This is a genomic window from Planifilum fulgidum, from assembly GCF_900113175.1.
GTDB classification, from domain to species: Bacteria; Bacillota; Bacilli; order Thermoactinomycetales; family DSM-44946; genus Planifilum; species Planifilum fulgidum.
In genome coordinates this window covers 113037-130940 of the sequence record NZ_FOOK01000003.1, presented here as the reverse complement: position 1 = coordinate 130940, position 17904 = coordinate 113037, and the positions used below count along the sequence as shown (strand labels likewise).

19 protein-coding genes and 1 riboswitch are annotated in these 17904 nt (G+C 58.7%); of the genes, 3 read left to right on the top strand and 16 right to left on the bottom strand.

What is annotated here, in order from left to right:
* Positions 1-80: 80 nt before the first annotated feature.
* The 13 genes from BM063_RS02650 to BM063_RS02580 form a co-directional block, all read right to left on the bottom strand.
* A complete protein-coding gene (locus BM063_RS02650; protein WP_092035770.1) occupies positions 81-962 on the bottom strand; it encodes a manganese catalase family protein in 882 nt (293 codons plus the stop codon).
* Between the two features lie 1231 nt (positions 963-2193).
* Entirely contained in the window at positions 2194-3117 is a 924-nt protein-coding gene (locus tag BM063_RS02640; RefSeq protein WP_092035768.1) for a ketopantoate reductase family protein, read from the bottom strand.
* 746 nt (positions 3118-3863) lie between these two features.
* Entirely contained in the window at positions 3864-4286 is a 423-nt protein-coding gene (locus tag BM063_RS02630) for a hypothetical protein (RefSeq protein WP_092035825.1), read from the bottom strand.
* Between the two features lie 211 nt (positions 4287-4497).
* Entirely contained in the window at positions 4498-4734 is a 237-nt protein-coding gene (locus tag BM063_RS02625; protein ID WP_092035766.1) for a DUF2553 family protein, read from the bottom strand.
* Between the two features lie 112 nt (positions 4735-4846).
* Positions 4847-5233, bottom strand: coding sequence for a glycine cleavage system protein GcvH (gene gcvH, locus BM063_RS02620; RefSeq protein ID WP_092035765.1), 387 nt, complete (start codon positions 5231-5233; stop codon positions 4847-4849).
* 18 nt (positions 5234-5251) lie between these two features.
* On the bottom strand, positions 5252-5698 hold the full coding sequence (locus tag BM063_RS02615) for a redoxin domain-containing protein (protein ID WP_092035824.1): 447 nt from the start codon (positions 5696-5698) through the stop codon (positions 5252-5254).
* Between the two features lie 116 nt (positions 5699-5814).
* Positions 5815-6378 (bottom strand): peroxiredoxin, encoded by a 564-nt coding sequence (locus BM063_RS02610; RefSeq protein ID WP_425439107.1) that lies wholly within the window; start codon positions 6376-6378, stop codon positions 5815-5817.
* A gap of 222 nt (positions 6379-6600) precedes the next feature.
* On the bottom strand, positions 6601-8229 hold the full coding sequence (locus BM063_RS02605) for a thiamine pyrophosphate-binding protein (protein WP_092035763.1): 1629 nt from the start codon (positions 8227-8229) through the stop codon (positions 6601-6603).
* A gap of 142 nt (positions 8230-8371) precedes the next feature.
* Entirely contained in the window at positions 8372-8746 is a 375-nt protein-coding gene (locus BM063_RS02600; RefSeq protein WP_177198938.1) for an arsenate reductase family protein, read from the bottom strand.
* 74 nt (positions 8747-8820) lie between these two features.
* Positions 8821-9378 (bottom strand): cob(I)yrinic acid a,c-diamide adenosyltransferase, encoded by a 558-nt coding sequence (locus BM063_RS02595; RefSeq protein ID WP_092035762.1) that lies wholly within the window; start codon positions 9376-9378, stop codon positions 8821-8823.
* Positions 9353-10246: a heme ABC transporter ATP-binding protein gene (locus BM063_RS02590; protein ID WP_092035761.1), complete on the bottom strand. Its 894-nt coding sequence runs from the start codon at positions 10244-10246 to the stop codon at positions 9353-9355. The genes BM063_RS02595 and BM063_RS02590 overlap by 26 nt, the downstream gene beginning before the upstream one ends.
* A gap of 88 nt (positions 10247-10334) precedes the next feature.
* Positions 10335-11378, bottom strand: a complete 1044-nt coding sequence (locus BM063_RS02585) for a FecCD family ABC transporter permease (RefSeq protein WP_092035760.1) — start codon at positions 11376-11378, stop codon at positions 10335-10337.
* Positions 11368-12312 (bottom strand): ABC transporter substrate-binding protein, encoded by a 945-nt coding sequence (locus tag BM063_RS02580; protein ID WP_092035759.1) that lies wholly within the window; start codon positions 12310-12312, stop codon positions 11368-11370. The genes BM063_RS02585 and BM063_RS02580 overlap by 11 nt, the downstream gene beginning before the upstream one ends.
* Positions 12313-12448: 136 nt before the next feature.
* Positions 12449-12641: riboswitch (cobalamin riboswitch) on the bottom strand.
* A gap of 126 nt (positions 12642-12767) precedes the next feature.
* Between BM063_RS02580 and BM063_RS02575 the strand changes: the two genes are divergently transcribed.
* Positions 12768-13604 (top strand): alpha/beta hydrolase family protein, encoded by an 837-nt coding sequence (locus tag BM063_RS02575; RefSeq protein ID WP_092035758.1) that lies wholly within the window; start codon positions 12768-12770, stop codon positions 13602-13604.
* 689 nt (positions 13605-14293) lie between these two features.
* Here BM063_RS02575 and BM063_RS02570 read toward each other — a convergent pair.
* Entirely contained in the window at positions 14294-14671 is a 378-nt protein-coding gene (locus tag BM063_RS02570; RefSeq protein ID WP_092035757.1) for a DUF488 domain-containing protein, read from the bottom strand.
* Between the two features lie 265 nt (positions 14672-14936).
* Between BM063_RS02570 and BM063_RS02565 the strand changes: the two genes are divergently transcribed.
* A complete protein-coding gene (locus tag BM063_RS02565) occupies positions 14937-15740 on the top strand; it encodes a DUF2797 domain-containing protein (protein WP_092035756.1) in 804 nt (267 codons plus the stop codon).
* 6 nt (positions 15741-15746) lie between these two features.
* Here the strand turns inward: BM063_RS02565 and BM063_RS02560 are convergent, their stop codons facing one another.
* On the bottom strand, positions 15747-16292 hold the full coding sequence (locus BM063_RS02560; protein ID WP_092035755.1) for a glycerol-3-phosphate acyltransferase: 546 nt from the start codon (positions 16290-16292) through the stop codon (positions 15747-15749).
* Positions 16293-16397: 105 nt separating this feature from the next.
* On the opposite strand from BM063_RS02560, the gene BM063_RS02555 reads away from it, so the two are divergent.
* A complete protein-coding gene (locus tag BM063_RS02555; protein ID WP_092035754.1) occupies positions 16398-16625 on the top strand; it encodes a hypothetical protein in 228 nt (75 codons plus the stop codon).
* 105 nt (positions 16626-16730) lie between these two features.
* Here BM063_RS02555 and BM063_RS02550 read toward each other — a convergent pair whose 3' ends face one another.
* Positions 16731-17783, bottom strand: coding sequence for a YkvI family membrane protein (locus BM063_RS02550; protein ID WP_092035753.1), 1053 nt, complete (start codon positions 17781-17783; stop codon positions 16731-16733).
* Between the last annotated feature and the right edge of the window lie 121 nt (positions 17784-17904).

Below are 17904 nucleotides of genomic sequence, written 5' to 3'. Positions count from 1 at the left end.
GGCAAAACCTTGTCTGAAGCTCTATTCATCAACGCGGCGAGCCCGGAGGCCCGCCGCGGTAACGGGGAGATGGGGGGAGATCACAGATTCTGCATGAGCTTTTTGGCCATTTCCTCAATGTCCTCGGCGGAAACGCCCGGCGCATATTCCTCGGTGACGGCCTGCAGGTCGGGCATTTCACCGCCGGCCGGCGGTCCGTCCACCACTTCCAGGGCTCCGCCATCCGGATGATTTCCTTTCCAAATCTTGGCGATGTCTTTATAATCTTCCGGGCTGAACCGGTACAGCTTGCGGTGGAATCCTTGCTCTTCGAATTTGCGCGCTTCGGGGAACTTGCTGTTGTCCAGGTTGGGGATGGGAAGCATTTTGGTCATGTCAACGCCGGTCAGGGTGTACAGCGCTTTGGCATAGGCGAGGGCGTGCACTCCACCGCGCACCAGGAGGTACCCGACCATTTGACGGGCAACCGGGTTGTCCGTCATTTCGTACACCCGCATCTTCTGGGTACGGGCACCGCATTCCAGGAAGAAGTTGTGCAGCAGGTCGAGGACCAGGTTGCCGCTGTTGAATACGTAATCTCCGCTCCAGGGCTGCTGCATGGAGTTGGCCACCGTGGCCGTCTGTCCGGTTGCGATGAAGTGGTGCGTGTTGCGCAGATCCTTCGCGATTTTGAGGCGAGCGTCGCCTTCATCCTTGGTGGAACCGGTGACGCACAGGTTGATCGTGTGGGCAACCAGTTCGATGTGCCCCAGTTCCTCCGTGGCGATGTTGGCGATCAAATCGTAGTAGGGCTTCAGTTTTTTGCGCTCGCGGAAATTGAAGGACTGGTACATGTAGTTCATCAAGGTGGACATTTCACCGAAGCGGCCCCCCAGAAGCTCCTGAACCGCCGCGCCGGCGTTGGGGTCGGCTTCCTTCGGCTTGGGCAACTCCACCTGCAGACGGTTGATTCTTAAGAACATGACAAAATCCCCTCCTGCTGAATCGTGGGTATGCGATGGAACAGACTCTCAACCTCGCAGGGATGTTGAGGAAAAGCGCTTTTCCACCCGGCGGATCCTTTTGGACAACCCCTGCAATACCGAGTTTAACATGAGTATCAGATGATAGTCAATACTATTTTATAATGATTATCATGTTCAGTTCTTGAAGGAAATGTCTTCCTTCCCGCGGAAGGTCTCGTTCGGTCCGCCGGCGCGAATGGGGAAAACGCGAAGGGCTTTTCGGGACACAGGCCCTCTCCTTTCGGCGTCGCATCGGCCGGGCACCGGACGCCGTCCTCCTTGTCGGAGGCAAAAGGAGAGGAAATCCGGGAAGAAAGCCCTTGCCGCTGTTTCGCTGCCGCTTCCGGACAGACAAGGCGGAAGTCATGGAGCGGTGTTTTTACAGCTCCCGGAAGTTTCGCGCGGCTTTGCGGACCGGCAGGGGAAGCGGGCAAAATACGACCGTCCGATCCTCCCCGGAGAAAGGATTTCCGTCATCCGAAACGGCGAAAGGATCGGGTCCATGGAAATGCGACCTTCGTTGGCGGAAGGCGGGACCGTCCGATCCTTTGGAAATGCCCGTGACCGATGAGAAGCACATGCCGTACAAGCCGCGCGCGGCAACCGGGCATGCAGGTCCTAGAAAACGGCGTTCGACCCGGGATGTGCTCCTGAAACCGCCTCGACGGCGGGATGCGCGGACAAACAGAGGGCCGCGATCGCCGGGATAAAAATGCAGGCCCCCTTGTCTCCCGTTCCCCAGTTGGCCGGGAGGCTCCGGGCTGAAACTGTAGAGGAGCGGAAGTAATCATCCGGTTACGCGATGGGCGACTGCCATTTCCCGCGAAAAACCGGCCGCATCCGGGAAGCCGCCCGCCCCGGCGGCGCCGGCCCATATGAATCCGCGGACCCGACGGAAGTCCGCACATCGAGGCCCGCCAACAAACGGGAACAAAAAGGAGATGTTCTGCTGCAGAACATCTCCTTCGCTGTTCTCCTTACAGCCCCGGATGGGGAATGCATCAGGATTCGGATCACGGACCGAGTTCCTTATAAATCGGTCAAGCTCTCTCCGATTTCCGGGACGCAGCTCGCCCCCCGTTTTGACCCGTCCTCACGAACCCCTCCTCTTCCCGGGACATGTTTTTCTTCACCAATTTCCATGTCGCCACAAGTCCCGCCGGATCGGTTCGGGAGCACCTCTTTCCCTTCATCCCTTTTGTTCTCTTCCCGCCTCATACGCCTTGATGGAGGCGTAGACCGCCTTCAGAAGAGGAAGGTCCAAATCTTCCGGGGCCGTTTGGATCAGCCAGCCGTGGAGGTGATCCGTCTCCGTCGGTCCCCCCCTTTCCACATCCCTCAACATGGAGGATTTCATCGGCGCCTCCAACGCCGCCGCGATGGCAAAGGCCTTCTCGCCGATTTCCGGCGTCAGCGAAGGCTCGTGGAAGCGGGCCACCGCGGCGATCTCCTCCGCCAGGCGCCGATACGTCTCCCGGCCCCAGGGCGCTTCCATGATGGGGCCGATGCTGCTCCTCATCATGGAGGTCATGCCGCTGAAGGCGGCGATAAACACGTATTTGTGCCACATCTCGACCCGGATTTCCCTGCTCGCTTGGGCCGTCATCCGCGCGCCGGAGAAGAGCTTTTCAATCCGCTTCACCCGGTCCGAAATCGACCCGTCCAATTCCCCGAAAACGATATTGTGGAAGGAACTGTATTGCTCCACCTCTCCCCGCTCGTTCAGGGTGGTCTCGATCTGACAGAGCCCCCCCAGGATCTTTTCGCGGCCGAAAGCCTCTTCCAGCCGCTCCATGTGGGACATGCCATTCAGCAGCGGCAAAATCGCCGTGGAATCCCCCACGTAAGGGCGGATGTCCCGGATCGCGTCTTCCAGGTGATAAGCCTTCACCGACAGGATGATCAGATCGAAGGGAGCCGCCTTCTCCCCGGCGGTAATCGCCTGAACGGGGGAGGAAAAGTCCCCGTGAACGCTGTGGATCACCAGGCCCTTTTCCCTCAGCTGCTCCTTCCTCCGCTGTCGTACCAGGAAAGTGACATCGGCCCCCTTTTCGACGAGTCTGCCTCCGAAATAACCGCCGACTCCGCCGGCTCCGACGATCAGAACGCGCAATCTCTTCACCACCCCTGAAAATGAAAGCTTGTCCGCAAAAACGATGCCTCGGCTTTTTCAAAATCGACAACCCAATTAAAAACTCCGCAAAGCAAACCATGGAAAACAAAATCGGGACAGGCGGGTCGGTGCGCCGGCGCACAACATCGGCCCCGCCACCGGCTCCAGCGTTCACAAGCTGAAATTTCCCTTCATTGTCACGATTTTTCCTTGGCGCCGCGATGAAAAACGCAAAACCCAAAACATATGGAAGAATCCGAAGCCTTCCCCCCTGACGAAAAACAGACCGACCCAGAATTCCGGGTTTTGTCGAAAAGTTTCCATCCGCGGAAGACGGCCGAAAAATGCGATGTGGCGGCGATGCAAATCCAGGATCGAAAAGACGCCTCCCCGGATGAAACCGGAACGGGTTTGCCGGAAAATTTCCCTCTGCCGGACTGCCCGGGCCATCAGGGGAGACACCGCGGCGGCGAATACATGAGCCGACGCCAACAGACGATTCCCCAAAAACTCCGACGCAATCCCTTTGGTGAAATATTTTTCAAATAACACCAATGCAAAAAAGCAAAACAAAGCAGCGCCTGGATGATCCATCGCTTCCCGACAAAAAGGGAGGAAATGCCGCCGCGAAGGGGGCCGACGATGATCGCGCCAGGCTCCACTCAGAAAATCACCGCAGCATGATGCCGAAATCGAAAAAGGAGACACCTCCCGGACGGGAGCCGCTCCTTTTTGTGCGAAACCCATCAGTTGTTTTCGGCCTGTTTCTTTTTCAGCTTGGTCAGCCTGGAACTCAAAACCTGGAGACGCCGTTTCAGGTCGGACACCCACTGGTCGTCCTTCAACTGCTTGGCCACGCCCAAGAGGTCCAAAGCCATATCGATCTGTTCGCGAAGGACTTCCTCCGGATTGTCATCCTGGAAGCTGGTGCAATTCTCTTTCCACTCGGCGACCATTTCCTCATCGATGTAATCCTTCAAATTGACTTCGCGGGCATTATCCTCCTGGGCATATTCCACCAGCAGCTCGAATTCGTCCTTCACGGTCGGGTGCACTTCCACCTGGTGACAAACCGGACAGTAGTACAGGGGGACGTTATGGACCAATGTCGATCCCTGGCGCAGGGTTCCCACCGTGCCGATCATCGTCGCCCCACAGCAAAAGCTCATGTTTCCCCCTCCTCCTTCCACCCGTTCCCTTATCTGTCTCCAGGAAATTTTCCGTCTTGATACCATGATACCACACCGGCCGCTTGAAAAAACCTGAAAACAAAAAAAGCTCGGCTTCCCATGCGCCGAAAGGGATTTTCCCTGCATGTCCCGCCCTTTCATGTCCCTGAAAAAACTTGAGCATAGCTTGCGCTATGCTCTCCGAACCATGTCAACACCATCCCATATCGCAGCTTTGGGTGTATTGATCCTTGTGGTCATCGTACCGACCCAGCACATAGATGTGATGATTGTCCATTTCGTAGCCCTCGGCCATCTCGATGCCGCCACCCTCGGACAGAGCGATCCTCCCGATCGGCTGTTTATGGTAATAAAGGACGATGTCTCCGTCCCTGAACCTCCCAACCACTTTTCGCGTGATATTGATCCGGTAAGTATTTCCGTCCATCCGTCCACCCCCTTTGTGCGACGGCGCCGATGGCGGAAGCCGGCCCGTCGAACCGCGGGCCGGTTGTTCCGAAAGGTTTCCTATACATATATATGCCCCATTGTCGGAAAGTTTAATCTTCGGAAATAGTTTCCTTGTATTGTTCCGCCGTCAGCAGCTGATCCACCTGCGAGGGATCGGACATTTCCACCACGATCATCCACCCGTCCCCGTACGGAGAGGTGTTGACATTTTCCGGAGAGTCGGCCAAGGCTTCGTTGACTTCCACCACTTTTCCGCTGACAGGGGCATACAGCTCGGAGACGGTTTTCACCGACTCAACGCTGCCGAAGGGCTCGCCCGCCGTCACCTCGTCGCCCACTTCCGGGAGTTCCACAAACACGATGTCCCCCAATTCCGACTGGGCAAAATCGGTGATGCCGATCCGCGCGCGGCCCTCACCCTCAACCTTCAGCCATTCGTGCTCTTCGCTGTACTTGAGCTCGCTGGGCAGATTCATCGACCTAATCCCTCCGCATCATTCTTTGATTCCCAACACTTTCTCAAGGGGCTTCTGCAACAGGCTCAGGGCTTTTTCGCCTGCGGAACGGTGGCGAAGCAGTCCATCGCGGTCAAACAGATAGAAGGAAGGGACAAATTCGTTTTCGAAGGCATCCACCACATTGTGTTCGTTGTCAATCGCCTGGGGATGCTTCAGTTCGTATTTTTCGATCGTCTCCTTCACGGGACCGATCTCCGTATCCTTTTCCGAGCGGGGCATGTGCACACCGATCACCTGAAGATCGTGTTCCTTATACTTTTCCCGCAACGCGTTCACATCGGGAAGACTTTTCTTGCACAGGCCGCAACTGATGGACCAGAAATGGACCAACACCGGTTTCCCCTTGAGGTCCGCCTTGGAAACCTCACCGTTGACCCATTCGGTCACGCCGGTCAGCTCCGGCATTTCCGTGCGCAGGCGCATCGGCATGGAAAAAACCTCCTCTCGTCATGATGGACACTTCTTTTTCAAAAGGCCGGACGGCACCGCCCAGACGGCGGTGCCCCGGCCCCGGGCTCCGTCGATCCGATGGCTCGCGTTTAGAGGGTTTTTTGACCCGGCTTCCAATCGGAGGGGCAGAGACCTCCCGTTTGCAATGCCTGCAGGACGCGCAGGGTCTCATCCACGCTGCGGCCGATGTTTTCGTCATGGACCACTTGATAGCGGACGATCCCCTCCGGATCGATGATAAACAGACCGCGCAGGGCAATACCCTGATCTTCCACCAGGACGCCGTAGTCGCGGCTCACCTTGTGGGTGATATCCGAAGCCAGCGGGAATTTGATGGGACCCAGTCCGTTCTCCTCCCGCGGAGTGTTGATCCAGGCCCGGTGGGAGTATTTGCTGTCGGTGCTGACCCCCAGGATGTCCGCGTTGAGGTCTTCGAATTCCTCGTACCGATCGCTCAGAGCCGTGATCTCCGTCGGGCAGACGAAGGTGAAATCCAGCGGGTAGAAGAAGAGCACCAGCCACTTGCCCCGATAATCGGACAGCCTCACTTTTTCATCGAGAGTTTCCAGGTTTTTGGTGCTCTCCATTTCAAAATCGGGAGCAGGCAATCCAACGAGACGCAGGGTTTTGGGGGCTTCCGTCACGGTTGCCACGATGGTTTCCCTCCTACTGATATGGTTTGAAAAAACATTCCATCTTTCACCCAAGGCATATCCATTTTTTACTATGCCCATCTTTCCGGGCCGGTAGTCACGGATGCCATGGGCCAATCTTAAGGTTAGCATTAAGCCTGTTTGGAGTCAATTTCATATGGGATTTACTACTAAATTGTAACAATTACAACGGAATAATTCGTATATATTTCATCAAATTTCCTAAAGCCGGGTGTGGGGCACCCGGGGCGAACCGATGCGAACTTCGACGATGGAAAGCCGGCGGGAGGAAAGCGCCCGCCGGAGGACCTCCTCCAGCTGGTCCGCCTCTTCGACAAAATGGCCCTCGCCGCCGAAGGCCTCCGCCAAGGCGGCAAAGTCGGGATTGACCAGCCCGGCGGGTGACGCGTCAAGCCCGGCGGCCTCCATCCGGTTTTTCTCCATGGCAAAGGATCCGTTGTTCATCACGATGACGGCGATCGGCCAGCCGTACCGGACGGCGGTGATCAGATCGGCCATCGTGGTGGCAAATCCGCCGTCCCCCGCCAGCGCCACCACCTGACGGCCGTCGTACACCCGTTTGGCCGCCATCGCCGCCGGCAGCGCAAATCCCAGGGTCCGCCACCGGCCCGACAGAAGGATCTCCTGATTTTTGGGCTGGAAAATCCGGTTGAACCACAGGGTGTGGTCCCCCGTGTCCAGCGCGATCACGGCATCGTCATCCACCACTTTTGCCAAAGCGGCGATCACTTGCTGCGGAGCGAGGGGAACAGCGCGTTGACGGGCTTCCCTTTCGATCTGCTCCTTCCACCTAATCCGGGCTCCTTCGATGCGTCTTTTCCATTCGGACCGGTCCTGGGGGCGGAGGCGCTCCAGCCATTCCTTCAGCACCTCGTCCATCTCACCCACGATGCCCGCGACCACCGGCGCGTGCAGCCCGATCTGTCCGGGGGAAATATCCGCCTGGACCACGGGGATCTCCTTCGGAACAAAATCCTCCGGCCACCAGGTGGCGCCCAGAACCAAACAGAGATCCGACTCCCGGAGCAGCTCGGAGGAAATCCCGCTTCCCGCCTGGCCCAGTCCTCCCAGAAACAGGGGGTGATCCGCGGGGACGACCGGGCGGGCCGGCATCGTCACCGTGATGGGCGCCGTAAGCCGCTCCGCCAACGCCAAAAGCGCCTCCCGGGATTCCTCCGTTCCCCGTCCCGCCAGGATGATCGGCCGCTTCGCCCCTTCCATCGCCCGGACCGCCCTTTCCATTTCCTCCCCGGCCGGACGAGGCGGTTTGCGCTTCGGCGGCGGAGGAAAGATCGGGGAATCCACCTGCTGCGTCCACACATCCTTGGGAACGGACAGATGGGCGACGCCTCCCTCCTCCAGCGCCGTGCGCATCGCCCGGTTGAGCTGCATCGGCAGCGCCCCGGGATCGGCGGTCGTCGCGGTGTAACGGGCGAAGGGCTGAAGGAGGAACTGCTGATCCACCGCCTGCTTCGCACCGGTCCCGATCTTTTTCCGTTCCACCTGTCCGGTGATCGCCAGAACCGGCGCCCGATCCAGCGCCGCATCCCCCAGCCCCGCCGTCAGCAGGGCGGCACCGGGCCCCGCCCCGGCCGTGCAGGCGGTCAGCCGTCCGGTCAGCTTCGCCTCCGCCGAGGCCATCAGGGCCGCCGTCGTCTCCAGCCGGCAGGCGACATACTGGATCGCATCCTGCCCTGCCAAGGCGTCCAGCAAATAAAGGTTCTCATCCCCGGCCACCCCGTACACCGTCCGGCAGCCCCAGGCGGCCAGCTGTTCCACGAGATGCCGGGCCGCCGTTTTCGTCCGGGTCCCCGTCATCATCGCGGCCATTTCATCATCTCCCCTTCTTTTTCCTCCTAGTCTGCGCAAAAAGGGGAGGGAAAACCGGAAGGGCCGCAAAAAGCGGAAAAGCCGTCAACCACAAGGGTTGACGGCTTTTGACCGGAAATGGCACCAAACCCGTGCCGGGCTGTCACGCATTCCCCCGCACCCAGACCTCCTCGAACTGATCCTCCCGGAAACCGACGGTGACCCGCTCCCCGTCGGTGACGATGGGCCTTTTGATCAGCATGCCGTCGGAAGAGAGCAGGTCCAGCATCTCCTCCTCGCTCATCGTTTTCAACTTTTCCTTCAGGTTCAGCTCCCGGTACTTCTTCCCGCTGGTGTTGAAGAACTTTTGCACCGGCAGGCCGCTCTTCTGAATGAGACGCTTCAGTTCCTCCCGGCTGGGGGGGTGATCCACGATGTGGCGCTCCTCAAAGGGGACGCCCCGATCCTCCAGATATTTCTTGGCCTTGCGGCAGGTGCCGCAGCGCGGATACCAGTACATCAGAAGCGGAGCAGACATGGCGGATCCTCCCGTTGAAGAAGTTGTTCGCGATGCGATTTTCCGTCCCCATAAGTATACCCCTTCGGCCGGAATCAACGAAACACCTGTCCGCCCCGCTTGTATTCGACATCAGGCACCCCTTCCCGCGCGTTGGCCACCCGGGCCAGGACAAAGAAGAAATCGGACAGACGGTTGAGATAGCGGCGCACGGCTTCGTTGGTCTCCTGTTGGCGACACAGGGTGACGACCCGCCGCTCCGCCCGGCGCGTCAGCACGCGGGCGACGTGAAGGGCAGCCGCGACGGCGCTTCCGCCGGGCAGCACGAAGTGACGAATCTCCGGGGTTTCCGCATCGTACCGGTCGATCCACTGCTCCAGCCGCTTCACCCTCTCATCTGTCACCCGATAGGTCCTCTTTTTCCCCGCCTGGGCGAGATCGGCGCCGGCATCAAACAATTCGTGCTGAATTTCCGTCAAATCCCGGATGACGTCCTCATATTTCCGGGGATCCATCCGGGCGATCGCCTCGCCGATGAAGGCGTTCACCTCATCGATGGTACCGTAGGCTTCCACCCGGATATCGTCCTTCAAAACCCTCCCCCCGATGACGCCCGTCTCTCCCCCGTCACCGGTTCGCGTATATATGCGCATCCCGTTCGCCTCCCTTGTGTTGGTCGTTTTCCGCTTTCCCGGGCCCACTGCCGCTTTCGCCCGTCGGAAGGACGTGCCGCGTTGCGGAAGCCCCCCGCTCCTCCCGGGTCTTGAGCAGCACTTGGGGAACGCCGCTGTCGGGGTGAAGGGTGACGAGGACTTCCACTCCGTACACCTCCCGAATCAGATCGGGCCGGATCACTTCCGACGGTTTCCCCGCACCGACCAGCTCCCCCTCTTTCAACATCAGGAGGCGGTCGCAGTATTGGGCGGCCAAGTTCAAATCGTGGAGCACCATGAGGACGGCCGCCCCCCGTTTCTTCCAGCGACGCACCGCATCCAGAACCTCCAGCTGATACCGGACATCCAGATAGGTGGTCGGCTCGTCCAGGATCATCAGCCGGGGCTCCTGGGCCATCGCTTTGGCAATGGCCACCCGTTGCCGCTCTCCTCCGCTCAACCGGTTGACGGGCCGGTGGCGATCCCGGTCAAGACCCGTCCGCTTCAAAATCTCCTCCACCACGTTCCAATCTTCCCTGCTCATCCAGGGACGCCGCATGTGCGGGTGGCGCCCCATCTTCACCACTTCCTCCACGGTGAAAGGAACCGGCGGCAGCCCCTCCTGGGGAAGAACCGCCATCTGCCTGGCCCGCTCGCGGGGGGACCATGCGGACAGTTCCCGCCCCGCGAGATATATGCGGCCTTCATCGGGCCTTTCTTCCCCGCAGAGAAGGCGGACCAGCGTCGACTTGCCGCTCCCGTTGGGCCCGATCAGTCCGACGGTCTCGCCCCGTTCCACCTGGAGATCGACGCCCCTTAGGGCGGAGCGGCCGCCGTAACGCTTTGTCAACCCCTTCGCCCGGAGCATACCCACCTCCTCCTTCCATCTCCTGGAACCTGTCTCCTCCCTGGAAAGCTTTCGGCCCGACCGCCCTGATCCATCCCGTCCTCTTCCTTCATGTCCCTTGGGAAGCGCTGCTTTTCCGAAGCAACCACCCGAAGAAGGGGGCCCCCACAAAGGCGGTGATCACGCCGACGGGCAATTCCCGGGGGGCGAGCAACACCCGGGCCAACATGTCGCTTCCCACCAGAAACATGGCCCCCGCCAGAGCGGAAACCGGCAACAAAAGCCGATGGTCCGGCCCGAACAACATTCGCATCACATGGGGGACCACCAGGCCGACAAAGCCGATGGTGCCCGAGACGGAAACCGCCGCTCCGGCGACCAGGGAAGCGGTCACCAGCAGCAGCACCCGCATCCGACCGACGGAAACCCCCAGGTGAGCGGCGTGGCGTTCACCCAGAAAGAACAGGTTCAACTCCCGGGAGTGCCAGCCGATGACCAGCAGGCCCACCGCAAAAAAAGGGACGATCGCCTCGACGTGATCCCACCCCCGCAGGGAAAAGCCGCCGCCCATCAGCCAAAATTGGATGCGCTGCAGCTGTTCATGGGACAAGGAGATGGCGAAGGTGAGCAGCGCTCCGAAAAAGGCCTGAACGACCACCCCCGACAGCACGATCGTTTTCGTGTCCGTTCGGGACCCGGCCCGGGCGAGGCGCAGGACGAAAAGAAGGGCGATGCAGGCGAAGACAAAAGCGTATACCGGAAGGGTCCAATGGCCGAACCAAGAGGCACCCCATCCTGTCAGGATGGCCAGCACCGCCCCCAGAGACGCCCCGGAAGAGACGCCCAGAATGTACGGATCGGCCAGAGGGTTGCGCAGGATCGCCTGATACACCGCACCCGCCACGGCCAAGGACGCGCCCACCAGCGCCGCCAGCAGCGTCCGGGGAAACCGGATTTCCATGACGATCGCTTCCGAGGCGGGGTCCCCGGAGGACAACCCCCCGATGCCCATCCGCTCCAGGATGATCCCAAAGACCGTCCGGACATCGATCTCCGTTCCCCCCACCGCCACCGAGGCACCGATCAGAAGGAAGAGGGACAACCCCAGGATCCCCGGCCACAGGACGAATCGAAGCCATCCGTCAATTCTCATCGAACCGTTCCGGATACAAAATCTGGGCGATTTGCTTCAATCCCTCCGTGACCCGGGGACCGGGCCGGGTGGTCAAATCCGGGTTGAGGGAATGAATCCGTTTCGCCTTCACCGCCGCGATCCGGTCCCAACCGGGGCGGGAAGCGACGGATTTGTCCGCTTTTTCATAGGTGGTCAGAATCACGTCCGGATTCCACTTGATCACCTGTTCCGCAGACACCTGGGGCCATCCCTTCATCTCCGCCGCCACGTTCCGTCCGCCCGCCAAGGTGATCAGCTCGTTCAGAAAGGTGTCACCCCCGACGGTGTAGGGGGTGGGATCCACCTCGACCCAGACCTTCGGTCGCTCCTCCTCCGGGATGGATGCCACCTTCCGGACCACCTGCTCCTTCTCCTTCTCCATCTCGTCAATCAGCTGCTCCGCCTGCTTCAAAGCGCCGGTCGCCTTCCCCACGCGGCGAATCGAGTCGTACACCCCCTCCAGGCTTTGGGCATCCACGGACAAGACCGTCAAGCCCAAGGAGCGCAGTTTTTCGACCGTCTCCCCGTTGAGGGGCGAGGCGAGAACCAGATCCGGCTTCAGCTCCAGCACCTTTTCGACATTGATGTTGATGTCGCCCACCTTCTCGATTTTCTCCACTTCCGGGGGATAATTGTCATTGGTCGTCACACCGACGATCCGATCCCCGATCCCGAGGGAAAAGGCAATCTCCGTGGTGCTCGGAATCAGGGACACGATCCGTTTCGGCTCCCGTTCGACGGTCACCTCCGCGCCGGAGTCATCCTGGACCGTTACCGGGAAAGAGGCGCCCGGTTTCTGCTCCGCCTGCGTTTTTTCCTCCTTTGCCGCATCCGGATTCCCGCAGCCGATCAGCCCCAAAACCAGGACCAAGACCATCATCCAGGCAAAAAGGCCGTGGAACCTCCGCTTCATCCTTCCGTCCCCTCCCGGAAAAAGATCAAAAAAAAACCCACACCTCCATCGAGGCACGGGGAAACGTCCACGAAAAGCCGCGACCAAAACACGCCGCAGCCTGCGTGCTCCCCTTTTACCTCGAAAGGAGAACCGCAAGTGTCAGGCGAAAACGGCAGGTCTCCTGGCTCGTGGATCCTCGCTCCGCCGCGCCTTCCCATCCGGACGGACAGTGGCATTCTGCGGCTTCGCTCCCCACTCACAGTGGCGGGCCCGCGCCGGATTTGCACCGGACTTCCCTTTTCACTTCCGCGCCGATGGCACGGAAGACCGCTTTCACCGTATTCACTTGTGGCTTCATTATACCGGCAAGGCGGACCGGCTGGCAAGAGGATTTGGAGGGGCCGATCCAGAAAGGAATTGTTGCGATCCCTTGGAAAGGAGGAGAAGGCGCGCGTCCCTCTGCGCCGAAGGCGATGCGGAAACAATCGTTCGTTCTCGATTTGGGAAAGGAAGGGCGGATCATCCGCGGCGACCTGTACGCCGCCGAGGATGCCCGCCGGCTCCCGACGCTGGTCATCCTGCACGGATTCAAGGGGTTCAAGGATTGGGGATTTTTCCCCTATGCCGCGGAAACCCTGGCCAAACGGGGCTTTGGAGTCATCACCTTCAATTTCTCCATGAACGGCGTGGGGGAAAACCTCTTTGAATTTACGGAGCTGGACAAATTCGCCCGAAACACCTACAGCCGGGAACAGGAGGACGTGGCAAAAATCATCGGGGAAATCAAGGCAGGGCTTCTGCCTCCCGACGGCACCCTGGATCCGGACCGGCTGGGACTGATCGGCCACAGCCGGGGAGGGGCGAACAGCCTGCTGTACGCCCTGGAGGACCCGAATGTCAAGGGCGTGGTGACATGGAACGGCGTCGCCGACGTCGATATATTTCCCGAGGAATTGAAACGGGAGATCCGGGAAAAGGGCGTAGGAACCGTCCTGAACGCCCGAACCGGTCAGGAAATGCCCATCCACCGGGAAGTGCTGGAGGACCTGGAGGCAAACCGGGAGCGATGGAACCTCCTGAAACGGCTTCCGGAGTGGAATCGCCCCCTGTTGATTCTGCAAGGGGATCAGGACGTTTCCCGACTGGTGGAGGGGGCACATCAGCTTCACCAAGCCGCCCCCCAATCCACCCTCCGGATTCTGCCCGGGGCAAACCACACCTTTGGAGCCGTCCATCCCTTCCAGGGGTCCACTCCCCATCTGGATCGGGTGCTGGAAGAAACGGCGAATTTCTTTGCGAAGGTCCTGTAACGGACGCCATCAGGGGCATTCGAACAGCGAAAAGGCCGGTATGAACCGGCCTTTTCGCCCAAGGGGGTCAACAAGATTTATCGATTATGAGGATTATTGCGCAGCGCACAAATCTCTTTAAATATATTTATAGAATATTAGAATTGCATTTGTCAAACGCGGGCTCCCCATTCCGGGATCCCTGTCGTTTCACAGCCTAGCCCTTTGTCAAGGGGAACGATATCCCGGAGGAAAAGGTTTCACATCTCATTATATTTTTCTTTTTCAATTCGTCCTTTCACATTTTTCGCATCCTTTTCCGCTTTAGCGCATCAGCGGGATCCATTCTTTTTCCCGGGGAAAAACGTCCTTGGAGATTTCACCCCTTTGAATGAAGCAAAAGGCCGGTTCCTGGCGGAACCGGCACCCGCTTCATGAAATTTTTCGAGCAAAGGTCAGGCCCAGGGTAAGGGGTGTGAGCTGCCCGCTTCAGCTTACCAGCCGAATCCGACTCCCGCAAAAACAAAGATGGTGGCAATGACCAACAGGAAGATCAGGAGCCGACGAAAACCGATTCCGTAACCGTATCCGTATCCTCCGCCGTATCCGCTCATGTTAACCCTCCTTTGCACTGATTTCAATCGCATCATATGCTTCGCCGGCGGAGAGGAAAAGGCATCCGCCCCTTCGGCGTCAAAATCCAGAAATGCCTAATTCCGGGATGAACCGGTTCCCCGGGCCGTTTGTGCTTCCGCCCACTCCCTCAGCACCATGGCGTTATTTTGCGCCCTGTTCCGGCTTGCATAAAGAAAGGTGATCGGCCTGCCGGCGGCACGCTCCAGGATGAGACGCCACGCTTTCGTTTTTTCCGGATCATTCAACTCCCGGAAATACGCCTCCCTGAAACGGTCAAAATCCCGGTCCCGGTGAAATCTTTTCCGCAATTCATCCGATGGAGCCAGCTCCCTCGCCCAGTGATCGATGGATGCTTTCTCCTTTTTCACTCCCCTCGGCCACAGCCGATCGACCAGAATGCGAAAACCGTCGGTCTCTTCCGGGGGATCATAGATCCGCTTCAGTCGGATCATGGGGAAACCTCCTTCGAAGGAATCGCGTCCGCTGCCCGCATCCCGGGAAGGACGCAACAACCAAAGGGCAGGGCGATCCCCTTGACACGGGAGTGCCGCAGCACATCCCTCCCTTGTTTGGCAACAAAAACCCTTGGGATTATCTCTTCCCTTTTTCACTGATTGATTATCAGTTATCATGGAAATGGAACCGGGATTTTGAAGGCCGACTACCGGCTTCCGCCATTGCCGGAAAGGCAAAGAACCGACAAAAGGGGTATTGTCCATGATTCTGACAGGACATCTTCGGCCGCTGTGCCACGAATACAAAAATCCCATCGCCTACCGCCTCCGGCTGGACGATCAGGAAGCCCCGCTGAATGATTTCCTGGGAAATACCGTTCAAATCGACTATCTCGGAACCATTTCCTGTATTTATTGCGGCCGAAAAATCAAAAAATCCTTCAACAGCGGTTCCTGCTACCCGTGTTTCCGGGATCGGGCCGAAAACGATCTCTGCATCGTCAAGCCCCATCTGTGCCACTTTCACCGGGGCACCTGCCGGGATGAAGCCTTCGGACGAGCCCATTGCATGCAGCCCCACCTCGTATACATCGCCCTCAGCGATGACATCAAGGTCGGCATCACCAGAAAATCGAACGCCGTCAACCGCTGGATCGACCAAGGGGCCGTCGCCGCCCTTCCCATCGCGGAGGTTCCGGACCGCAAGACCGCCGGCGAATTGGAATTTCATCTGTCTCAATTCATCAAGGACAAGACCAATTGGCGAAGAATGCTGAAAAACCAGGTCGCCGACAAGGACCTGACGGCGGTTCGCTCGGAACTCCGCGAAAAAATCCCCGAAAACTACGCGCAATACTTTTTGGACTCCCAGCAAGTCATGGATTTTAGGTATCCTCAGCTCCAGATTCCCGAAAAAATCAAGTCCCTCGATTTGAACAAGCAAGCCCACATCGAGGGGACATTGATCGGGGTCAAGGGACAATACATGATCTTTGAAAACGGCGTCATCAACATGAGAAAGTACAGCGGATACAAGGTGCGGGTGGTGCTGGGCGGCAAGGCGTGAGGCCTTTCACCGAAACGGCCTCCACCTAAAGGGATTTCTGCCGGAAAAATAACGGTTTCTCCCGTTCCCCGGCCGGAGAAGGATCAATCCCACCAAACAGAGGATCACCAGCCAGACATACAGATGGACGGAGAGAATCAGTCCGAACAGCAGGACGCCGATCGCGGCGCACAGGATGGAAAATGGGGGATAACGGGTGATCAGCAGACTGAGAAAATAGATGAGCGCGCCGATGAAGATCAAGAGCGGACTGAGGACGAAAAGAGCTCCCGCCGCCGTGGCCGCCCCGTTGCCCCGCCGGCGCGCCGAACCGAGGGGAACGATTTCCCCGAAAACAACCGCCACGGCGGCCAGGGAAGCTCCGGTCCAACCTGCCAGTAAAAACCCGGCCGAGGCGGCAAGGATCCCTTTGGCCATTTCCAAAGCCAGAATCCAAAGTTCCTTCTCAGCCACCGGGGTTCGAATCAACCCTTTCCGCACCTTTCCAAACCACGGGCGTACGGGGATCGAACCGAGAAGATAAGCGGCCACCACCGCGAACAAATAGGTCATTCTTCTCCCCCCTTCCCTCCTTCACGATTTTTTTCGAAAAATCTGTTACATAACAACTTGCGGCGGGTAAAATAAAACAATAACATGTGAAGGGGGAAGGCTTCCATGGAATTTTCACTCATGAGCAAATACGGGCGTTATCCCTGTGAGGTGGTCGCTGATGAGGACCAATTCCGGTTCTGGGTTCGCAAAGCGGACACTACCGGCGAATTTTTCCAGTCCCAGCAGGAGCTTCTGGAATGGATTCGCAAACACTGGCGGCGGGAGGATTTTCTCCGTCCCGAGGAGTTTGATCATTTGCTGATCGCCCTCGCGGAAGGAGAAACGCGATGACGGCGGGGTCATTTCCTCGTCGTTATTTTTTAAAAATTGTGATTGTTGCCGCTGAGGAATACAAACGCCCCGCCCCCGGAGCAGGGCGGTTTCTTCACCGATCCCTTAACCGGAGAAGGGGGCCGGATAACGGCGAACCGCCAGGAGGAGCAGGGCCAGCAGACCGCAATAGCCGAAGAAGGGATAGACATAATTGATAAATGCGGGAAAACCGATCAGTGAGCACAAATAGCCGACGATGAAGATGAGGCCGGTCACCGTCTTCGGACGGAAAGGCACCCATTGCCCCAGATTGGCGGCCAACCCGTACACGTTGCCGATCAGCGTGGTGAAAATTTCTCCCCACATCACGGCGAGGAAAAAGTACTTCATGCCTTCCCCCAGAGTGGCGATCACCAGGGCGATCGGAATCTCCATGTCCCAAATCTCCGGAACCTTGAGCGTCAGGGCGAAATCGCCGGCGAGCAGCATCAGGCCGAGGCCCAATCCCCCCAGAACTCCGCCGAGGCGCAGCGTCGCCTCATCCCGGATTTCGCCGCCGATCGGCACCAACACCGCCTGCGACATGGCCAAGTTGAAGGCCACATAAGTGACGGCCGAAACCAGCCAGCTTCCCTCAGCCACCGGTTCCATTTCCAAAAAGGGAAGGATCCCGTCACTGCGCAACCCCTCGGCCGCAATCAGCATGGTGAAGAAAAACATGCAGGGGACCACGAAGGAATTGACCGACAGAATGCCCTCCATGCCGCGGATGATCACCAGATAAGCGATCGCCGAGGAAAGCAGCACTCCCAGATGGAAGGAAAGGCCCAACTGTTCCTGGAAAAGGGCGCCGGTCCCCGACATCATCGCCGTCGTCACTCCGAAGAGAACGATTCCGACAAAAATGTTCATCCATCTTCCCCAGCGGGGGCCGAACAGATAATTGTTAAACTCTTCGTAGGACCGGGCCTTCAGCCGGGCTCCCACCAACATCATCCGCGTCCCCAGCCAGGCGAACAACACGGTCACCAGCAGGATGCCCCACACCCCGCCCAGTCCGAAAACGGTAAAAAACTGCTTGATTTCCTGGCCCGAGGCAAAACCCGCCCCCACCACCGTCCCGATGTAAGTGAACCCGATCCGACATGCCGGGAACCACCGCTCCTTCACTTCCATACACCTCTTCCCCGGGAAACTCGTCCTCACAGGATAAATGTATGGAAGGTGCGGGACAAATAGAACCAAGCCCGCTCAAAGGGCAAGGGGACCGGTTGGTTCCGGTCCCCTTGCCTCTTGC